This is a genomic window from Qipengyuania sp., assembly GCF_042095715.1.
Taxonomy (GTDB): Bacteria; Pseudomonadota; Alphaproteobacteria; order Sphingomonadales; family Sphingomonadaceae; genus Qipengyuania.
Window position 1 is genome coordinate 30174 of the sequence record NZ_JBELMO010000006.1, and the last position, 15223, is coordinate 45396.

The 15223-nt window shown below is 60.8% G+C and carries 20 protein-coding genes and 1 pseudogene; 9 read left to right on the plus strand and 12 right to left on the minus strand.

Features of this window, described 5'->3' with window-relative positions:
- The first annotated feature begins 53 nt into the window (after nucleotides 1-53).
- The 6 genes from ACFDTG_RS03230 (at nucleotide 54) to ACFDTG_RS03255 (ending at nucleotide 5566) form a co-directional block, all read left to right on the plus strand.
- Nucleotides 54-428, plus strand: coding sequence for a helix-turn-helix transcriptional regulator (locus ACFDTG_RS03230; RefSeq protein WP_225871717.1), 375 nt, complete (start codon nucleotides 54-56; stop codon nucleotides 426-428).
- Nucleotides 421-1350, plus strand: coding sequence for an MBL fold metallo-hydrolase (locus ACFDTG_RS03235; protein WP_063612645.1), 930 nt, complete (start codon nucleotides 421-423; stop codon nucleotides 1348-1350). Before ACFDTG_RS03230 ends, ACFDTG_RS03235 begins: the two co-directional genes overlap by 8 nt.
- The gene (locus tag ACFDTG_RS03240) at nucleotides 1350-1796 is read left to right on the plus strand and encodes a YeeE/YedE family protein (RefSeq protein WP_063612646.1); all 447 of its coding nucleotides are present in this window, start codon (nucleotides 1350-1352) and stop codon (nucleotides 1794-1796) included. Before ACFDTG_RS03235 ends, ACFDTG_RS03240 begins: the two co-directional genes overlap by 1 nt.
- On the plus strand, nucleotides 1793-2212 hold the full coding sequence (locus tag ACFDTG_RS03245) for a DUF6691 family protein (protein WP_375289635.1): 420 nt from the start codon (nucleotides 1793-1795) through the stop codon (nucleotides 2210-2212). Before ACFDTG_RS03240 ends, ACFDTG_RS03245 begins: the two co-directional genes overlap by 4 nt.
- A gap of 24 nt (nucleotides 2213-2236) precedes the next feature.
- Nucleotides 2237-4003 carry a SulP family inorganic anion transporter gene (locus ACFDTG_RS03250; protein ID WP_160729004.1) on the plus strand — a complete coding sequence of 589 codons (1767 nt, stop codon included), beginning with the start codon at nucleotides 2237-2239 and terminating at the stop codon, nucleotides 4001-4003.
- A 210-nt stretch (nucleotides 4004-4213) separates the two neighbouring features.
- Nucleotides 4214-5566 (plus strand): rhodanese-like domain-containing protein, encoded by a 1353-nt coding sequence (locus ACFDTG_RS03255; RefSeq protein ID WP_160729003.1) that lies wholly within the window; start codon nucleotides 4214-4216, stop codon nucleotides 5564-5566.
- 478 nt (nucleotides 5567-6044) lie between these two features.
- On the opposite strand, the pseudogene ACFDTG_RS03260 reads toward ACFDTG_RS03255, so the two are convergent.
- The 12 genes and pseudogenes from ACFDTG_RS03260 to ACFDTG_RS03315 all read right to left on the minus strand — a co-directional run.
- Nucleotides 6045-6587: pseudogene (locus ACFDTG_RS03260) on the minus strand (class I SAM-dependent methyltransferase); the annotation flags it as partial.
- 223 nt (nucleotides 6588-6810) lie between these two features.
- Entirely contained in the window at nucleotides 6811-7149 is a 339-nt protein-coding gene (locus tag ACFDTG_RS03265; protein WP_160729002.1) for a hypothetical protein, read from the minus strand.
- 78 nt (nucleotides 7150-7227) lie between these two features.
- Complete coding sequence (locus ACFDTG_RS03270; RefSeq protein ID WP_375289636.1) at nucleotides 7228-7950, minus strand: NAD(P)-dependent oxidoreductase; 723 nt, start codon at nucleotides 7948-7950, stop codon at nucleotides 7228-7230.
- A 208-nt stretch (nucleotides 7951-8158) separates the two neighbouring features.
- Entirely contained in the window at nucleotides 8159-8644 is a 486-nt protein-coding gene (locus ACFDTG_RS03275) for a DUF6692 family protein (protein ID WP_063612652.1), read from the minus strand.
- Nucleotides 8641-9171 (minus strand): DUF305 domain-containing protein, encoded by a 531-nt coding sequence (locus ACFDTG_RS03280; protein WP_063612733.1) that lies wholly within the window; start codon nucleotides 9169-9171, stop codon nucleotides 8641-8643. The genes ACFDTG_RS03275 and ACFDTG_RS03280 overlap by 4 nt, the downstream gene beginning before the upstream one ends.
- Nucleotides 9172-9238: 67 nt before the next feature.
- Nucleotides 9239-9655 (minus strand): potassium channel family protein, encoded by a 417-nt coding sequence (locus ACFDTG_RS03285; protein ID WP_063612653.1) that lies wholly within the window; start codon nucleotides 9653-9655, stop codon nucleotides 9239-9241.
- On the minus strand, nucleotides 9652-10407 hold the full coding sequence (locus tag ACFDTG_RS03290) for a glutaredoxin (protein WP_063612654.1): 756 nt from the start codon (nucleotides 10405-10407) through the stop codon (nucleotides 9652-9654). The genes ACFDTG_RS03285 and ACFDTG_RS03290 overlap by 4 nt, the downstream gene beginning before the upstream one ends.
- Nucleotides 10404-11780: an APC family permease gene (locus ACFDTG_RS03295; RefSeq protein WP_160729034.1), complete on the minus strand. Its 1377-nt coding sequence runs from the start codon at nucleotides 11778-11780 to the stop codon at nucleotides 10404-10406. Before ACFDTG_RS03295 ends, ACFDTG_RS03290 begins: the two co-directional genes overlap by 4 nt.
- A 109-nt stretch (nucleotides 11781-11889) precedes the next feature.
- Nucleotides 11890-12165, minus strand: coding sequence for a DUF5676 family membrane protein (locus ACFDTG_RS03300; RefSeq protein WP_066850773.1), 276 nt, complete (start codon nucleotides 12163-12165; stop codon nucleotides 11890-11892).
- A gap of 50 nt (nucleotides 12166-12215) precedes the next feature.
- The gene (locus ACFDTG_RS03305; protein WP_160729001.1) at nucleotides 12216-12692 is read right to left on the minus strand and encodes a DUF411 domain-containing protein; all 477 of its coding nucleotides are present in this window, start codon (nucleotides 12690-12692) and stop codon (nucleotides 12216-12218) included.
- An 11-nt stretch (nucleotides 12693-12703) separates the two neighbouring features.
- Nucleotides 12704-13096, minus strand: a complete 393-nt coding sequence (locus tag ACFDTG_RS03310; protein WP_063612657.1) for a hypothetical protein — start codon at nucleotides 13094-13096, stop codon at nucleotides 12704-12706.
- Nucleotides 13097-13105: 9 nt separating this feature from the next.
- Entirely contained in the window at nucleotides 13106-13765 is a 660-nt protein-coding gene (locus ACFDTG_RS03315) for a DUF2231 domain-containing protein (RefSeq protein ID WP_063612658.1), read from the minus strand.
- A 152-nt stretch (nucleotides 13766-13917) separates the two neighbouring features.
- Here ACFDTG_RS03315 and ACFDTG_RS03320 point away from each other — a divergent pair, with 152 nt between their 5' ends.
- From ACFDTG_RS03320 to ACFDTG_RS03330, 3 genes are read left to right on the plus strand one after another with little or no spacing between them, the layout of a single operon-like run.
- On the plus strand, nucleotides 13918-14193 hold the full coding sequence (locus ACFDTG_RS03320; RefSeq protein WP_160729000.1) for a hypothetical protein: 276 nt from the start codon (nucleotides 13918-13920) through the stop codon (nucleotides 14191-14193).
- On the plus strand, nucleotides 14193-14633 hold the full coding sequence (locus tag ACFDTG_RS03325) for a periplasmic heavy metal sensor (RefSeq protein WP_063612660.1): 441 nt from the start codon (nucleotides 14193-14195) through the stop codon (nucleotides 14631-14633). Before ACFDTG_RS03320 ends, ACFDTG_RS03325 begins: the two co-directional genes overlap by 1 nt.
- A 7-nt stretch (nucleotides 14634-14640) precedes the next feature.
- On the plus strand, nucleotides 14641-15201 hold the full coding sequence (locus ACFDTG_RS03330; protein ID WP_063612661.1) for an RNA polymerase sigma factor: 561 nt from the start codon (nucleotides 14641-14643) through the stop codon (nucleotides 15199-15201).
- Nucleotides 15202-15223: the final 22 nt, after the last annotated feature.

The following is a 15223-nucleotide window of genomic DNA, read 5'->3' on the forward strand; positions in this document are numbered from 1 at the left end:
GCAAAAGTCATTCCTTGAAAATATCTTAGCCTGCTCTAAATTAGTAATAGCTAATGGAGAAGATTATGGGCCAGGACGGGCCTTCAGAAACGGATTTCATGCGCCAGGCTGGCGAGGCCAGCCGCCTGCTGAAAGCGATGGCCAACGAATCGCGCCTGCTGGTCCTCTGCTTCCTGGCCGAGGAAGGCGAGTTGTCCGTCGGGGATCTGGCGCAGCGCGTCGGGCTGAGCCAGTCCGCCCTGTCGCAGCACCTCGCAAAATTGCGCGAAGGCGATCTCGTCGCGACCCGCAAGGAGGCCCAGTCGGTGTTCTACCGTGTGTGCGACCCCAATGCGCAGCGTGTTCTGGAATTGCTGCATGACATGTTTTGCCCTGAGCTCGGCCAATCCCCCAGCCGAGCGACGACATCGGAGAGACAGTATGAGTGACGACACGAATATCGAAAAGGCCATCGAACAGGTGAACGGCGTTCTTGCCGGCAATCCGCGAGCGCCTCACGTCAAAGCGTTCTTCCATGAGCCGACCTTTACCGCGACCTATGTCGTCAGCGACGATCAGACCAAGCGCGCGGCCATTATCGACAGCGTCTGGGATTTCGATCAGCCTTCGGGCCGCACCAGCTTGGAAGCGGCGGACGAGATTATCGATTATGTGCGCGAGGCAGGCCTGACCGTCGACTGGATTCTGGAAACCCACGCACATGCCGATCACCTGTCGGCCGCGCCCTATCTGCAGGAGAAGCTGGGCGGCGAAATGGCCATCGGCCGCGACATCGTGACCGTTCAGGGCGTGTTCGGCAAGGTGTTCAACGAAGGCACCGAATTCGAGCGCGACGGCTCGCAGTTCGACCGCCTGCTGGAGGATGGCGACGAGTTGATGATCGGCGATATACCGCTGATCGCGCTCCACGTTCCCGGCCATACCCCGGCCGACATCGCCTATATCGTGGGCGATGCGGCCTTTATCGGCGATACGATGTTCATGCCCGATTATGGCTCTGCGCGGGCCGATTTTCCGGGCGGCAATGCGCGCAATCTCTATCGCTCGGTCCGGCGACTGATGCGCCTGCCGGACAAGACGCGGGTATTCCTGTGCCATGATTACAAGGCACCCAACCGCACCGAATTCGTCTGGGAAACCACCATGCTCGCACAGCGCACAGCCAATGTGCATCTTCACGAAGATGTTGATGAGGATGAGTTCGTCGATATGCGCACGCAGCGCGATGCGACGCTGGAGATGCCGCGCCTGATCCTGCCCGCCATCCAGGTGAACATGCGCGGTGGACATTTGCCTCCGCCGGAAGATGACGGCACGTCCTACCTCAAGATGCCGGTGAACAAGCTGTGATGCTGCCCGGATTTCCCGACGCCGCTCCACTGGCAGGATTGCTCGGAGGCGTGCTCATCGGCCTCGCGGCCGCGCTGATGCTGCTGGGCGCAGGGCGAATTGCCGGCGTGTCCGGCATCGCCGCCCGCGCCTTCGGCATCAGCGGTGACGGTACGCCCAGATCCGGCGCGTGGGCGTTTGTCCTGGGTCTGCCGATTGGCGCAATGCTGATTGCCTGGGGCCCTGGCGGGATCCAGGCCAGCTTTGCCGGTTACGTACCGCTGATTGTGGCGGGCCTGCTGGTCGGCATCGGCACGCGCATCGGCAGTGGCTGCACCAGCGGCCACGGCGTTTGCGGAGTCAGCCGGTTGTCACAGCGCTCGCTCGTCGCCACGGTGACCTTCATGGCGGCCGGGATCGCGACCGTCGCCATCATGAATGCCTTTGGGCTGGAGGTGCTGTCATGACGCGTTCGTGGCCGGTGACGCTCCTATCGGGGACGTTGTTCGGCGCCGGGCTGGCGCTGGGCGGCATGGTCGACCCGGCGCGTGTACGCGGTTTTCTCGACATTTTTGGGGACTGGGATCCCACTCTTGCTTTCGTGATGGGCGGCGCGGTGATCGTGATGGCGATTGCCTGGCGGATCCAGGCGCGCATGGCGCAGTCCTTGATTGGAGCCACGTTCGCCCTTCCCGACCGGACAGACCTGACCCCCCGCCTGATCGGCGGCGCCGCGCTGTTCGGCACCGGTTGGGGAATTGCCGGCCTGTGTCCCGGGCCAGGCTTCGCCGCGCTGGTAATCCAACCGGCAAAGGCGGCGGCATTCGTCGCGGCGATGCTGGGCGGAATGCTGATCGTACGCTTGTTCGAGCCGCAGCGCTAAAGCGTCGTCGGAGCAATCGAAGCCATGGCCGAGCCCAACCTGCTGGCACGCTACCTCCCCATTCTGCAATGGGGGCGCACCTATAATGGTTCTGTCCTGACGAACGATCTGGTGGCGGCGGTGATCGTCACGATTATGCTTATCCCGCAAAGCCTGGCTTACGCCTTGCTCGCCGGGCTGCCACCGGTCGTCGGGCTATATGCCTCGATCCTGCCGCTGGTGGCCTATGCGCTGTTTGGGACGAGCCGGACGCTGGCGGTGGGTCCGGTCGCGGTCCTGTCACTGATGACCGCATCTGCTGCGAGCGCTGTCGCTGCGCAGGGCACGGCCGAATATGTCGAAGCGGCGATCACGCTGGCCGCTCTGTCGGGTATCCTGCTGGCTGTGCTGGGCTTTCTTCGGCTGGGCTTTCTTGCCAACCTCCTCTCGCATCCGGTGATCAGCGGTTTCATCACGGCCAGCGGCATTCTGATCGCCACGAGCCAGATCAAGCATATTCTCGGGATTCCGGGCGGCGGCGACAATTGGCCGGAGATGCTGGGATCGCTCGCGTCCAATATAGGCCTGACCAATCCGTGGACGCTGGCCATCGGTATACCGGCGACGCTGTTCCTGTTCTGGGTCAGGGGCGGACTGAAACCAGCCCTCTTGAGGATCGGGCTGAAATCGCGCGCCGCCGATATCGCTGCGAAGGCGGGTCCCGTGATCGCGGTGGCGCTGACCATTCTGGCGGTCGTTATGCTCGATCTTGCGGAAAAAGGCGTCGATCTGGTCGGGGCCATTCCGCAGGGGCTGCCGCCCTTCGCCACCCCGTCGACCGACATGGACCTGATCGCGCAGCTATGGGTGCCCGCTCTGCTGATCTCGGTGATCGGGTTCGTGGAGAGCGTCTCGGTCGCGCAGACCTTGGCCGCCAAGAGGCGTCAGCGTATCTCGCCCGACCAGGAGCTGATCGGGCTGGGCGCATCGAATATCGCAAGCGCCTTTTCGGGCGGCTATCCGGTGACGGGCGGGTTCGCCCGCTCGGTGGTAAACTTCGATGCCGGCGCGGAAACGCCGGCTGCGGGCGCCTATACGGCCATCGGGATCGCCCTGGCATCGCTGTTCCTTACGCCGCTGCTGTTCAGCCTGCCTATCGCCACGCTGGCGGCCACGATTATCGTCGCGGTGCTCAGCCTGGTCGATCTGAAGACGCCCGGTCAGCTGTGGCGCTATTCCAAGGCGGATTTCGCAGCGCATCTGGCGACCATCGTCACCACTCTCTTGGCTGGCGTGGAACTGGGCGTGATTACCGGTGTCGTGGTTGGTCTGCTGCTGTATCTGTGGCGCGCATCGCGGCCGCACGCGGCTATCGTCGGGCGTGTTCCGGAAACCGAACATTTCCGTAATGTGGAGCGGCATGATGTCTTTACCGTTCCGCACGTCCTGTCGATCCGTATCGATGAAAGCCTGACCTATCTCAATGCGCGCTGGCTGGAGGAATACGTGCTCGAGCGCGTCGCGGACCAGCCGGAGGTGCGCCACGTCATCCTGATGTGCAGTGCGGTCAACGAAGTGGACGCCTCGGGCCTGGAAAGCCTCGAGGCGATCAATCACCGGCTCTCCGATAGCGGGATCGACCTCCACCTATCGGAAGTTAAAGGTCCGGTGATGGATCGGCTCAAGCGAACCGAATTTCTCGAGAAAATCGGCGGGCGTGTGTTTCTGTCGCAGAACCGCGCGTTTCGCGAATTGTCGCGGGATAATGACGATCCGTCTCTGCCCGACGATATCGCTCGAGGTTTGATATGAACGAATATCCAAAAAGGAAATGGAGATTGGCATATCTCTCGGCGTCCATCGCTATAGGCATTTTCGACGCACTTGTTTTTCCTCATCGTCCGCCCAGGCGGCACTTTTCCTGTGAACTCGCAATCCTTTACGGTGGCCAACCGTTTTGCTCGGGGGCCTGCTTTCGGCCTGACCGCATCCCCTCGTAAACCGACCAGAAGGAAACCCATCATGCTTCTCGAAAAAATCAAGACACCCGGCCTATCCCATCTGTCCTATCTCGTCGGGTCCGGCGGGCAGGCGGCAGTGATCGATCCGCGCCGCGATTGCGACATCTATATCGAGAAGGCCCGCGCCGAAGGCTTGGCGATCACGCATATTTTCGAGACGCATCGTAATGAGGACCTCGTTTCCGGCGCAGCGGTCCTGGCCGACATGACCGGGGCAAAGGTGCTGCACGGCCCGAACGCCGATGGCGAAGTCGTCTATGCGCAAACGACGTGCGAGGGCGACAGCTATCGCGTCGGCCAGCTCGAATTCCGCGTATTGGAGACGCCGGGCCATACATTCGATCATCTCGCCTACGCATTGTTCGACACCGAATATCCGGAGAAAGCCGTTGGCGTGTTTACCGGCGACGCCTTGTTCGTCGGCGACGTCGGACGCACCGACTTCTATCCCGACCGCAAACGTGAGGTCGCAGGCCTGCTCTATGATTCCCTGCGCAAGATCTGCGACCTGGGCGATCAGGCCATCATTTATCCGGCCCACGGTGCCGGTTCTGTTTGCGGGTCGGGCATGGCCGACCGCGAGTTCTCCAGCGTGGGCCACGAGCGGCACAACAATCCGCGGCTGCAGATCGAGGACCGCGAAGCCTTTATCGACTTCAAGGTGGGAGAGAACCATTATCAGCCTCCCTATTTCAGGTTGATGGAGCGGCTGAACCTGGAGGGCGGGAGTCCCGCTCCGCGGGTCATTGAGCCGAAACCGATGTCGCTACAGGAGCTGGGCGAATGCGGCGCGGACCACCTCATCGATATCCGCGAGCCGCTCGCCTATGCGTCGGGCCATCTGCCCGGCAGTATCAATCTCCCGGTTGGGATGATCCCCGCCTTTGCGGGGTGGTTTATCGGCGAAGGGGAGAGTGTCGCCCTGATCGCCTCGTCGCAGGGCCAGCTTAATACTGCCATGGAACACCTGGTCCGCATTGCACTGGACAACGTTCTGGGTGGTTACGTAGGCGTAGTGCCCGCGGCGGCGGCGGGCAAGAATATGCGATCGATTCCGATGGTGGATACCGAAACAGTCGAACGGCGGCTGACCGGCGAACACAACGAATGGACACTGCTCGATGTGCGTGATGCCGATGAACGGGCGGCAGCCGCGATCGACGGCTCGGAGCATATTTATGTCGGCGAACTGCCCAAGCGCTGGCAGGATCTGGACCCGGCCCGCGGCTACACCCTCATGTGCGCGAGCGGAATGCGGGCGACAGTGGCGGCAGGCTGGCTCGACGCTCACGGCTTTGACAATGTGGATGTGTACCTGGGTTCGATGGGCGCGTGGAAAGCAGCGCAGAATTGAATTGCTAAAACCTATCCCGATAGCCGACTGACCAATTGCGGAACGCGCTCCTCGCATCTGCGAAGGTAACGCCGCAAGGCGCGCATCCGTATGTCACGCGAGCATCGTAGACTCGCCCCGATCTCAGCGAGGCTTTCTACAGCGTCGAGCAATACGTCGGGTTCATGGATCTGGACCCGGTGCAGCCGGTCACTGATCCGATCGATCAGGACCGTCAGACACCGGTATGTCGGCAAAGACGGTCAAGCAAGCTGCGACGAAAACGTCCTGCTCGATATGGTGGTTTCTCTCGATGATGCGGAAAATCACGTGAAAGACACGCATGAAGCTGTCGCCTGGATGATATGCGCCTTGCGTTCGACCAGATTGGATGATGCAACTCGCTCGCGCGGAAGTAGAACTGCACCATGAGCAGTAGCATCTGGACATGATCTTCCGTTGCTGGCCCGTACGGTTGCTGTCAGGTCAGCAAAGGATCTTAAGAAACCCGTCCCGAAAGGTTGCCCCACCTGCCCCGCAATGCCCCCTCCGCTTCGCCGACATATCGGCGCGTCAAGGGTAAAGCCCTCCGATCGCGGCAATACTGAATCTGGTAATTGCACATGCCGCCATGTTCGAAAGCCGCCGTGGCTCCGGCGAGATAGAAGGTCCACATGCGATAGAAGCGCGCATCGAACATCGCCTCGATCCGTTCGCGGTTGGCTTCGCAATTGGCATACCATGCGCGCAGCGTTCTGGCGTAATGCAGCCGCAGCATCTCGACGTCGCTGGCAATGAGGCGATATTTCTCGCTCGCCGCGACGGTTTCCGAAAGCGCCGGGATGTAGCCGCCTGGAAAGATGTATTTGCGCGTGAAAGCGTCGGTTGTGCCCGGTGTGCCGATCCGACCAATCGTGTGGAGCAGCATCACCCCGTCATCCGTCAGCATATTGGCGCAGCAGCGGAAGAACGTTGCGAATTGCGGGCGTCCGACGTGCTCGAACATGCCGACCGAGACGATCCGATCGAAACGCTGGCCGCGCAACGAGAACCAAAGTTCTCGCCATCCATGCGCAGGAGTCCATCGCAGCCATAATCGAAAGCGGCGACGAGGAAGCACAGCGAATGAAACTGGCGGAACTTTCCGATCTCTTTGGAAAGTTCAACCGCTAGAGACGGTGTCCCCCCTCCTGAAGGCTGTTTCGAGAAAGACCTGAACGGCAGCGTGGGAAAAATAAGCAACCAGTTGCCATCCGCATTCTGCGTCATGATCGAAAATGCTTGGCGCGCTCCACCATATGGTTCATTTGGGTCGCTGCGTGGATGGTCAGCGGATGCTGCTTCGCGTCGGGCCGCGGCGTTATCAAGTCCGCCATTTCAGCGATATGCTCCAGCTGCTCGTTGCTTGCCTTCGACAGAAGGCTGAGAACGATATTTTCCAAGGCAATGACCCGGATGCGCAGCTGGATGAGCTCCGCGTCCGACAGGGCGGGGATATCCCACTCGTCGCAAGTGGCTGCTAGCGCTTCCTGGGGACCGCAGGGCAGTGCCCCGCCCTCGCCTTCCCACCGCGACACTGCGATGTCTTTCTTGTCATGTGTCATGTTCTCAAACTCCAGACCGAATTGCCGATGCCGCAAGCGGCGCATTCCAAACGGCGACAAACATCGCCATCGCTCAACCTATCGCGACGAAGATGCGAAGAGGCTTTCCAGTTCCTCGCGAAGGGCAAGAAGCCCTTCAAGATCGTCAGCCTCCGGCTTGCCGATTGCAGGCTTTTCGTTGATCCACCTCCCACTCACTACTGAATCGAGAAGCAGGGCAGCGAGATCGGCATGGCGGCAGCGGAAGCAGTCCGCCGATAGCGTCCGCGCTTTCACTCGCGCTTCGCCGCTATAGGGCAAATTGATAAGCCAACCGGGTCTTGCGGCCGTCCACCTGAGACCTTGCTCGGCCTCGAGCATGCCCTCCATGACCCGCATGTGTTCGAGAATGTTTGCCAGAGCGGGGACAACAGTCAGCCGGAACCATGACGGCATTCCGGGCTGCTGGTCCACGAAAGCTGCGGAGATCACTGCGATCCGGTCGATGTCCGCCCGGCGCATCGCTTCGAGAATGCGGCGTGTTCCCTCGGTGTAGAGCGGTGGTGGGTCGATCGCGGTCGATGGCGTGAACGAAACGCCAAGGGTAGAAATAACCGCATCGCAACCACGGATGGCATCAGCAAGGTCGTCCTCGAGCACGTCGCATTGGATATAGTGGGCACCTTCGATCCGTTTCGCCGGGTCCGGCAAATGATGCTCGAGACCGCGCACGTGGTGGCCGCGCCGCTTCGCCTGTTCGAGGAGCAGCGTGCCGGTCTTTCCACCGGCGCCGAAGACGGCAAGGGTCAGATTATCTGTCAAAAAGAAACCTTCGCAATTGCAAATGATGCGCTTGAATGTGAAGCCCCGCGCATGGGGTTGGTCACGCGCGGGGCTCCGAGACGGCTCTAGAGCCTGCGACCCGCAGGCTCTCTTGGGGGGAGGTGGAGCCGCCTGTCCATTGCAGCTTCGAAACCCGCGCATAGTCTGCCTAAGGCAAAAATTCAGGCAGCTCCCGCAGGTTTTTCTGCTACTGATCGCAGATAGAATACCCACGGTACCCCAGTTCATCTCCTGCCCCGGGCGGGACCACGATCAATTCCTGCGCTTGCAAGCCCGCATTGCCTTCATCGTCCAGCAGGCGCGTAGTGACGAGCAGATCGCCGCTGGTATAGCGATCCGTACCGGCAGCGCTGACCGGGATCAGTTTGCCGTTCAGCTTGATGAAGCCCTGGCTTCCCGGTTCGTAAACGAAGGTGGGGTAGCCAACCTCGGTCAAGCGGAAGACACAACGACCTTCCTTCCCGCCGATTGCCGAAACATCGGCGTCGCTCATCGTCTCGGGCTTTACGAGCGCCGTCGATATGTTCTGCAGCGCGCTGGAAGCCGGCTCGATTGGCGACGCTTTGGCCGGCGGATCAAGCTGCGCTTCGCGATCATTGCCGATGGCGGTGTTCTGGTTGCACCCAGCCAGCGCGACAGCCAGCCCTGTGGTGAGGATAAAGGTCGTCTTCATTGCGCAGCTCTTTCTTCGGGTGTCTCGGCAAGGGTTGGGTCAGGTTGCGGAGTTGCGGGAACCGGAGCTTCGATATCTTCGGGGAGCCTCTCAGTGGTCCGCACGCCATTTTCCTCGATATCCTCGATGAGGTATTTCATCTGCGCGATCTCGCGGCGCTGGGCGAGGATGATATCGTGCGCGAGCTTGCGCACGCGCGGATCGCGGATATGCGCCCGTTCGCTGGTCATGATGGCGATCGAGTGGTGAGGGATCATCGCCGCCATATATTCCTCGTCGTCGATCGTGGTCTGGCTGCGCACGAGCCACAATGCCAGGGCGAAGACCACTGCTGCGACGCCGAGAATGATGAAGTTCTTGGTTCTGTCTTTATACATGCCCCACATGAAGAGCAGCATGACGACCATCATCATCGCGCCCATCACGAACATCATCCAGAAGCGCGTTTCGCTCCAGAAGAAGTGATCGGCATCGTAGGTGTTGGCATACATGAGGACAAACATGACAACGGTCGATGTCGAGACCATCGCCATGAAGCGCCAGTAATTGCCACCGCCTCCCTCGCTATGATCGTGTTGCGTGCCTTTCGCCATATCAGTTCTCCTGTTTGCTCATGGTCTGGTAGACATATTGGGCGGTGCAGCTGATCATCAGGAACCCGGTCAGTGCGGCTATTCCGGAAATAGCGCGCATGTGACCGGCGGGCAGAATATCGCCCAGTCCGACAGTCGATATCGTAATCAGCGCGAAGTAATAATAGTCCATCCAGCTATCGATGACGTCCTGCTCCAGCGCTCCAAGTCCCCAAACACTGGCGAGATACATACCGCCTGCAAAGATACCGGCGATGACGAGATGGCTGGCAAGAACCAGGGACGAGCCGGCAAGGACCCGAAGATGCCTTGGCTCCTTCCCGGGCGGGGAAAGGGCCTTGGCGCCGCGCAGCATCCACATATGAAAATAGAGCGAGACCGCAAATAGGACGAAGCCGAGGAGCAGAGCCGCGATCATAAAGTGATCCAGCCCAGCGCCTTTGCTCCCATCCAGAGGCCCATACCGATCATGAACAGGTTCTCGGTCAGCGACACGAACCCCAGCGGCACGTTGGAACTGCCGCCCACGCAGGCGCATTTGAGCTCACGCTTCTGGATGTAGACCGCGTAGAACACGCTGACGGCACCAATCGTGCCTATGAACAGTGAGACCGGTACCGAGATGATCGGCAGCGCATGCGCGGTCATCAGGATACCAGCCAGCGCCTCGCCGAAGGGATAGACGAAACCGTAGCGCACCCAGCGCTGCGCCAGCAGATCGTAATTGAGGAACATGGTCGAGAAGCTGCGGACGTCCTGCAGCTTCTGCACCGCGAGCAAGCACATTGACAGACTGACAAACCATTCGGCAGCTTGCACGGTGAGCAGCTCGCCAAGCGCGTACCAGCTGATGGCGAGGCCAAGCAGCGCCGCGATCGCGAAGATGGCGATGACGGGTTGATAGCTGATCGTGTCGTCGCCGGTCTGCGTTCTCTTCTTGCCGAAATGGGCGCGGACATCGTCGTATCCGCCGATCCGCTTGCCATCGATAAAGGTCTGCGGTGTCGTCTCGACGCCATGCTCTTGCTTGAACGCGTCGGTTTCTTCGCGCGAGGAGAGGTGATTGTCCTCGACCGCAAAACCCTGCCGTTCGAGCAGGTCGACCGTTTTCAGGCCGTATGGACAGATGTGCTTGTCCATCACCATCCGGTATACTTTTGCCTGCTTCATTGTTTTTCTGCCTCGTTTTGATGGTCTTGGCTGCTTCCATTGACGCCGGCGTCCGCATGCGCGTTCCCATCCTCCGCACGTCTCCGGCGCAGGAACAGGGCTTCGAGACCAAATACCGCAGCTATGAGGACCGCCCCGATCACCACGATGGCGGGGTCGGAATCGAGCTTCACCCCCGCAAAGGCGACAAGAATTACGCCGTCGGCAGCGATTGCCGCAAGCAGGACCGAACCCTTGGCCCCGATCTCCTTGCGCAGATGGCGGTACACGCCCCAATGGACCAGCATGTCCATGACGAGATAGAAGAACGCCCCGAGCGAAGCGATCCGCGACAGGTCGAACAGCACCGCGAGCGTGCCCGCGATCACCACCGTATAGACCAGCAAGTGACCGCGGATCGGACCCTTCATGCCGAAGTGACTGTGCGGGATCATCTTCATCTCGGTCAGCATGGTGAGCATCCGCGAGACTGCAAATACGCTGGCGATCACGCCCGAAGTGGTCGCCGCAATCGCAATGACGATGGTAAACCAGAACCCGAGCTCTCCAAGCGCCGGCCGGGCGGCGGCAGCGAGCGAATAATCGCGCGCCTCGACGATCTGGCCGATCGTCAGACTGGACCCGACCGCGAACGCGACGAGCAGGTAGGTGACGACGCAGATCGCGATCGAGATCATGATCGTGCGGCCTACATTGCGATGCGGATCGACGATCTCTCCGCCGCTATTGGTGATCGTGGTAAAGCCCTTGAACGCCAGGATCGAGAACGCGACCGACGCCAGGAACGCGCCGCCGCTCGTCATAGACGCAGGCTCGGCAAACGCGCCGGAGAAAAATCCGCTCGCGGCGATTGCGGCCACGGCGAACAGAGCGATCCCGCCGATCTTGATCGCCGACATGACAAGCGAGAAGCCGCTCACCGATCGATTGCCCGCCTTGTTCACGATATAGGCGAATACGATCAACCCAAGAGCCAGGGCTGACAGCAGGAGACTGTTCTCCTCAAGCCCGAACGGTCGCAGGGCGTAGGTAGCAAAGGTTCGCGCAACGAGGCTTTCGTTGATAACCATCGAAAGCGCCATGAGCAGGGAAGCCGAGGCCGCAACGACGCCAGGACCATAGGCTTTCTGCAGAATCATCGCGATGCCGCCCGACGATGGCCACGCATTGGACATCTTGATGTAGCTATAGGCGGCCAGCGATGTGACGAGTGCGCCCAGAACGAACGATAGCGGGAACAGCGGGCCGGCAAGTTCCGCGATCTGACCGGTGAGAGCGAAGATCCCAGCGCCGATCATCACGCCGGTACCCATAGCCACACCCCCGGCGAGACTTATTGTCCCCTTACCAGCGGCGTCGGGCGCACTTTCCATCGCGGTATGTGTGCCATGCTTCGTCGCCGTCATAAGGCTCGAACTCCCCCGTCCGGAATGCCGGGAACGCGTCGATGAAGACAGGTCCTGTGGAGTATGAGGTGTATCGTCATCCGCGTTTTTCTCGACCAAACACGGCGTAAAGCGGCACCACGATAACGCCAATGTACCAGCCATAAAGGAAGCTGCCGACGGCTCCGGCAAGGAAGCCGCGCCAGGTTAGCCATTCGAAGCCTGGCAGGAGAGGCGCCCAGGCCTCGTGCATGTGAAACCGCTCAGGGAAAAGGAGGCCGAAACCCACACAGAGAAAATAGCTGAGAAGCAGAAAGCTGCTGAGCGTCCAGCCCCATCGCAAGATTTCCGGGCGAATCGATCGATGGGTCATATCGGCTTTCCTTTCAATCGAATGCTTTCACTCCAGCCCGCTCCAGCGGGTCATGGATAGCTTGCAAATACGCGCTCGCCCGCAGGTCCGAAAGCGATGACCTGGTAGGGCTGCACCCTCCCGCCAACTTCCATGCCGGGGGAGCCAAGGGGCATTCCCGCAACGGCGAGGCCAGTCACGCCGTCGGGTCGTTCTTCGAGAAGGCGCGCGATCTCGCGTGCGGGAACATGACCCTCAATCACATAGCCATCGACTTCCATCGTGTGGCAGGAGACCAAGCCGTCAGGCACGCCTGCTTCGGCCTTTACCTCGGCCATGGGACGGTCTTCGCGAACCATGACCTCGTGATCCAGACCGGTGCGAACATGCTTCGCCCATTCCCCGCAGCATCCGCATTGCGGATCGCGGAACATTACATAGGGGCTTGCCTGTGCGGCGCTCGTGCAGGCTGCAAGGAGGATCACGCCGAAAGTAGCGAGTGCCGCGCGCGCGCGGCGTATGCCCAAGCCAGTAACTATGAATTTCATGCTCAAATCTCCTACATTCCTTCCATGTCGTGATCGGACATGGTCTCCATGTTGTGCCCTGCATGCGGGTCGACCGGTTCCGGAACATCCGAGGTCGTTGGAGCGGGTGCCGGCGTCAAACCAGTTGTCGGCGTGCGCGGTGGTGGCGCTTCGGCCGGACCAGCCGGCTTGCGCTCGGTCGCGGGTACGCTGGCGACGGGCGCGGTTTCTACGCCGGTCTCGGTCGAATTTACGGAAGCGGCCTCAACTGGCGACGGCGCGCTCGCCGGTGCTGTCTCGATGGCAGCCGTATTTCCGTCATCCGCCATAGGCTCGGGTTGTTGATCGCACGCCGCCAAGCCCGCCAGCGCGGTCCCGAGGAAAAGCGTTCCAATCATCTTCTTCGTCTTGAAATGCTGCATCATGTTTATCCTTCAGATCCAGGAGAGGCCAAGGTGATCGGGGCCGTGCGCAAGCTCTCCGCCGAGAAAACCCTGAAGCAGAATGAGCGCGGCCATCGCGAAAAGTCCGGTGCGCAGAAGGACTCTGTCTTTACGCGGCCTGTAAGCAAGGGCGGCAAGAGCGAGACCGAGCGCGGCGATCAGCATTCCGTTCCAGCGGTGGAGATGCATGACCGTATCGCCGCCAAACCAGAGGCCGGTATGAATCCAGCCGAACAGGGCTGCGACGACGGCACCGCCCGCACCGCCATAGATCAGCACGCGGACAGCGGGTTCGGCTGCAGCGCCTCTCCCGGCCATGACGAACAATTCGGCCAAGGCTGCCAGCAGGAACAGTGCAATCGGGAAATGGATCGTCGCGGGATGCAGCTTCTTGAGGACAGTGACAAAGTCACCCTCACTGACGCTCTCGTGTCCGCCGGATGCGTCATCATGGCCGTCGGAGCCGTGGCCGGCTTCGGCAGACTGACCCGAGGCGCTTTGCATCCCGCTCATGCCAGTCGCTTCCTGACTTGGCTCGGAAGAGGCGGCAGCGTTCGTAGCGGGATCATGCGCTTCGTCGCCGTGCGCATAAACAGGACCGAGCGGCAGGATCACCGCGCAAACAAGTATCAAAAAATGGACTGCTTTCATGGTGGCGCGTGCCCTTTCACCGCAGATTAACGAGAGCTATGCTGCCTGTTACGCATCCCGAGCCGCCTCCCCTCATTAAATATCTTTGCGGGGAGCGGACGCGCCGCGCGTATGGGAAGAACGAACAGCAGTTGAAGGATCGACCCGCACCGATGGAACAGGACCTGGACCCTATTCTGAGCGCTCTTGCCCACGATATTGCACCGAGCGTGCTCGGCGGCTTCATGGAAGGCGTCTGGGAACGTGTCGGCGATATGAGTGCGCGGCGGGACGGGGCCATGCGCAGCATGCTGTTTGCCGGCCTGTTCGCAGTTGGACTCGGCGCGGGTGCCCTCACGGTTCAGGCTCCTGTCTATGCTCAGGAACCCGCCTACCCGCTATTTAGCGACGCCCGCCTTTCTCCCGCCGCGCTGCTACACGTCGATTGATGAAAAGTCCCAAACTGTATATCGCGCTTGCCGTCCTACTCGCTGCTCTTGCGGGATTTCTGGGCGCGGTCGCAGCAGAGCGATGGTTCGCGCCAACCCAGCCGGGCAGTCTCCACGAATTCGTTCACGAACAGCTCGACCTCACCGCCCAACAGGAAGATCGGCTCGACCGTCTCGAGGAGCGCTACGCAATCGAGAACGCCCAGCGCGAACTGGCGGTTCGGCGTGCTAACGCCAATCTGGCCGCCGCGATGGACAAGGAGCATGAATACGGCCCCGAGGTCAGTCTAGCCATCGACGAGGTCCACCAGAGCATGGGCGAATTGCAGAAGGCGACGGTCCGGCATGTTTTCGCGATGCGCCGCATTCTCGACCAAGAGCAGCAACGCGAATTCGATCAGCAGGTTGCCCGGTCACTGACCGGTTCGCCTTCGGAATGATCGCGGAGTGCAGGGGCAGCCGGATAGTCAGGAGCAGGCGCTTGTTGCAAAAGTTGCCGCCGGTGACCGCCGCGCATTCACGGAACTTGTAGAACCGCTCATACCCCGCCTGCTTGCAACCTCATTGCGAATGGTTGGCTCACATGATGAAGCCGAAGACGTTGTGCAGAATGCCCTTGCTTCGGCGTGGATCGCCCGCAAGCGCCTCGATCCGGCGCGGCCCGTTCTCCCGTTCCTCACGACGATCACACTCAACAAATGCCGCGACAAACTCCGCAGGCGGAAGGCAGCGCAGTTCCTGGGGTTCGGAAAGGCTTCCATGCCGGAACTTGCCTCCGATCCTGCGCCCTCGCCGGAATCCGAGACAGTCGATCGGCAGCTTCTGCAAAAGACCCATGCCGAAATTCAACGGCTTCCCGTGCGGCTGCGCGAGGCGCTGATTCTCGTTGCCATCGATGGGCGAAGCCAGAACGAGGTTGCCGATATAATGGGTGTTTCGGAGAAGGCGGTGGAATCGCTGGTCTACCGTGCCCGAAAGGCTCTGAAGGAAAAAATTTCGCGCGCGTGAGGGGAAGCGCCTCCAGCCGCGT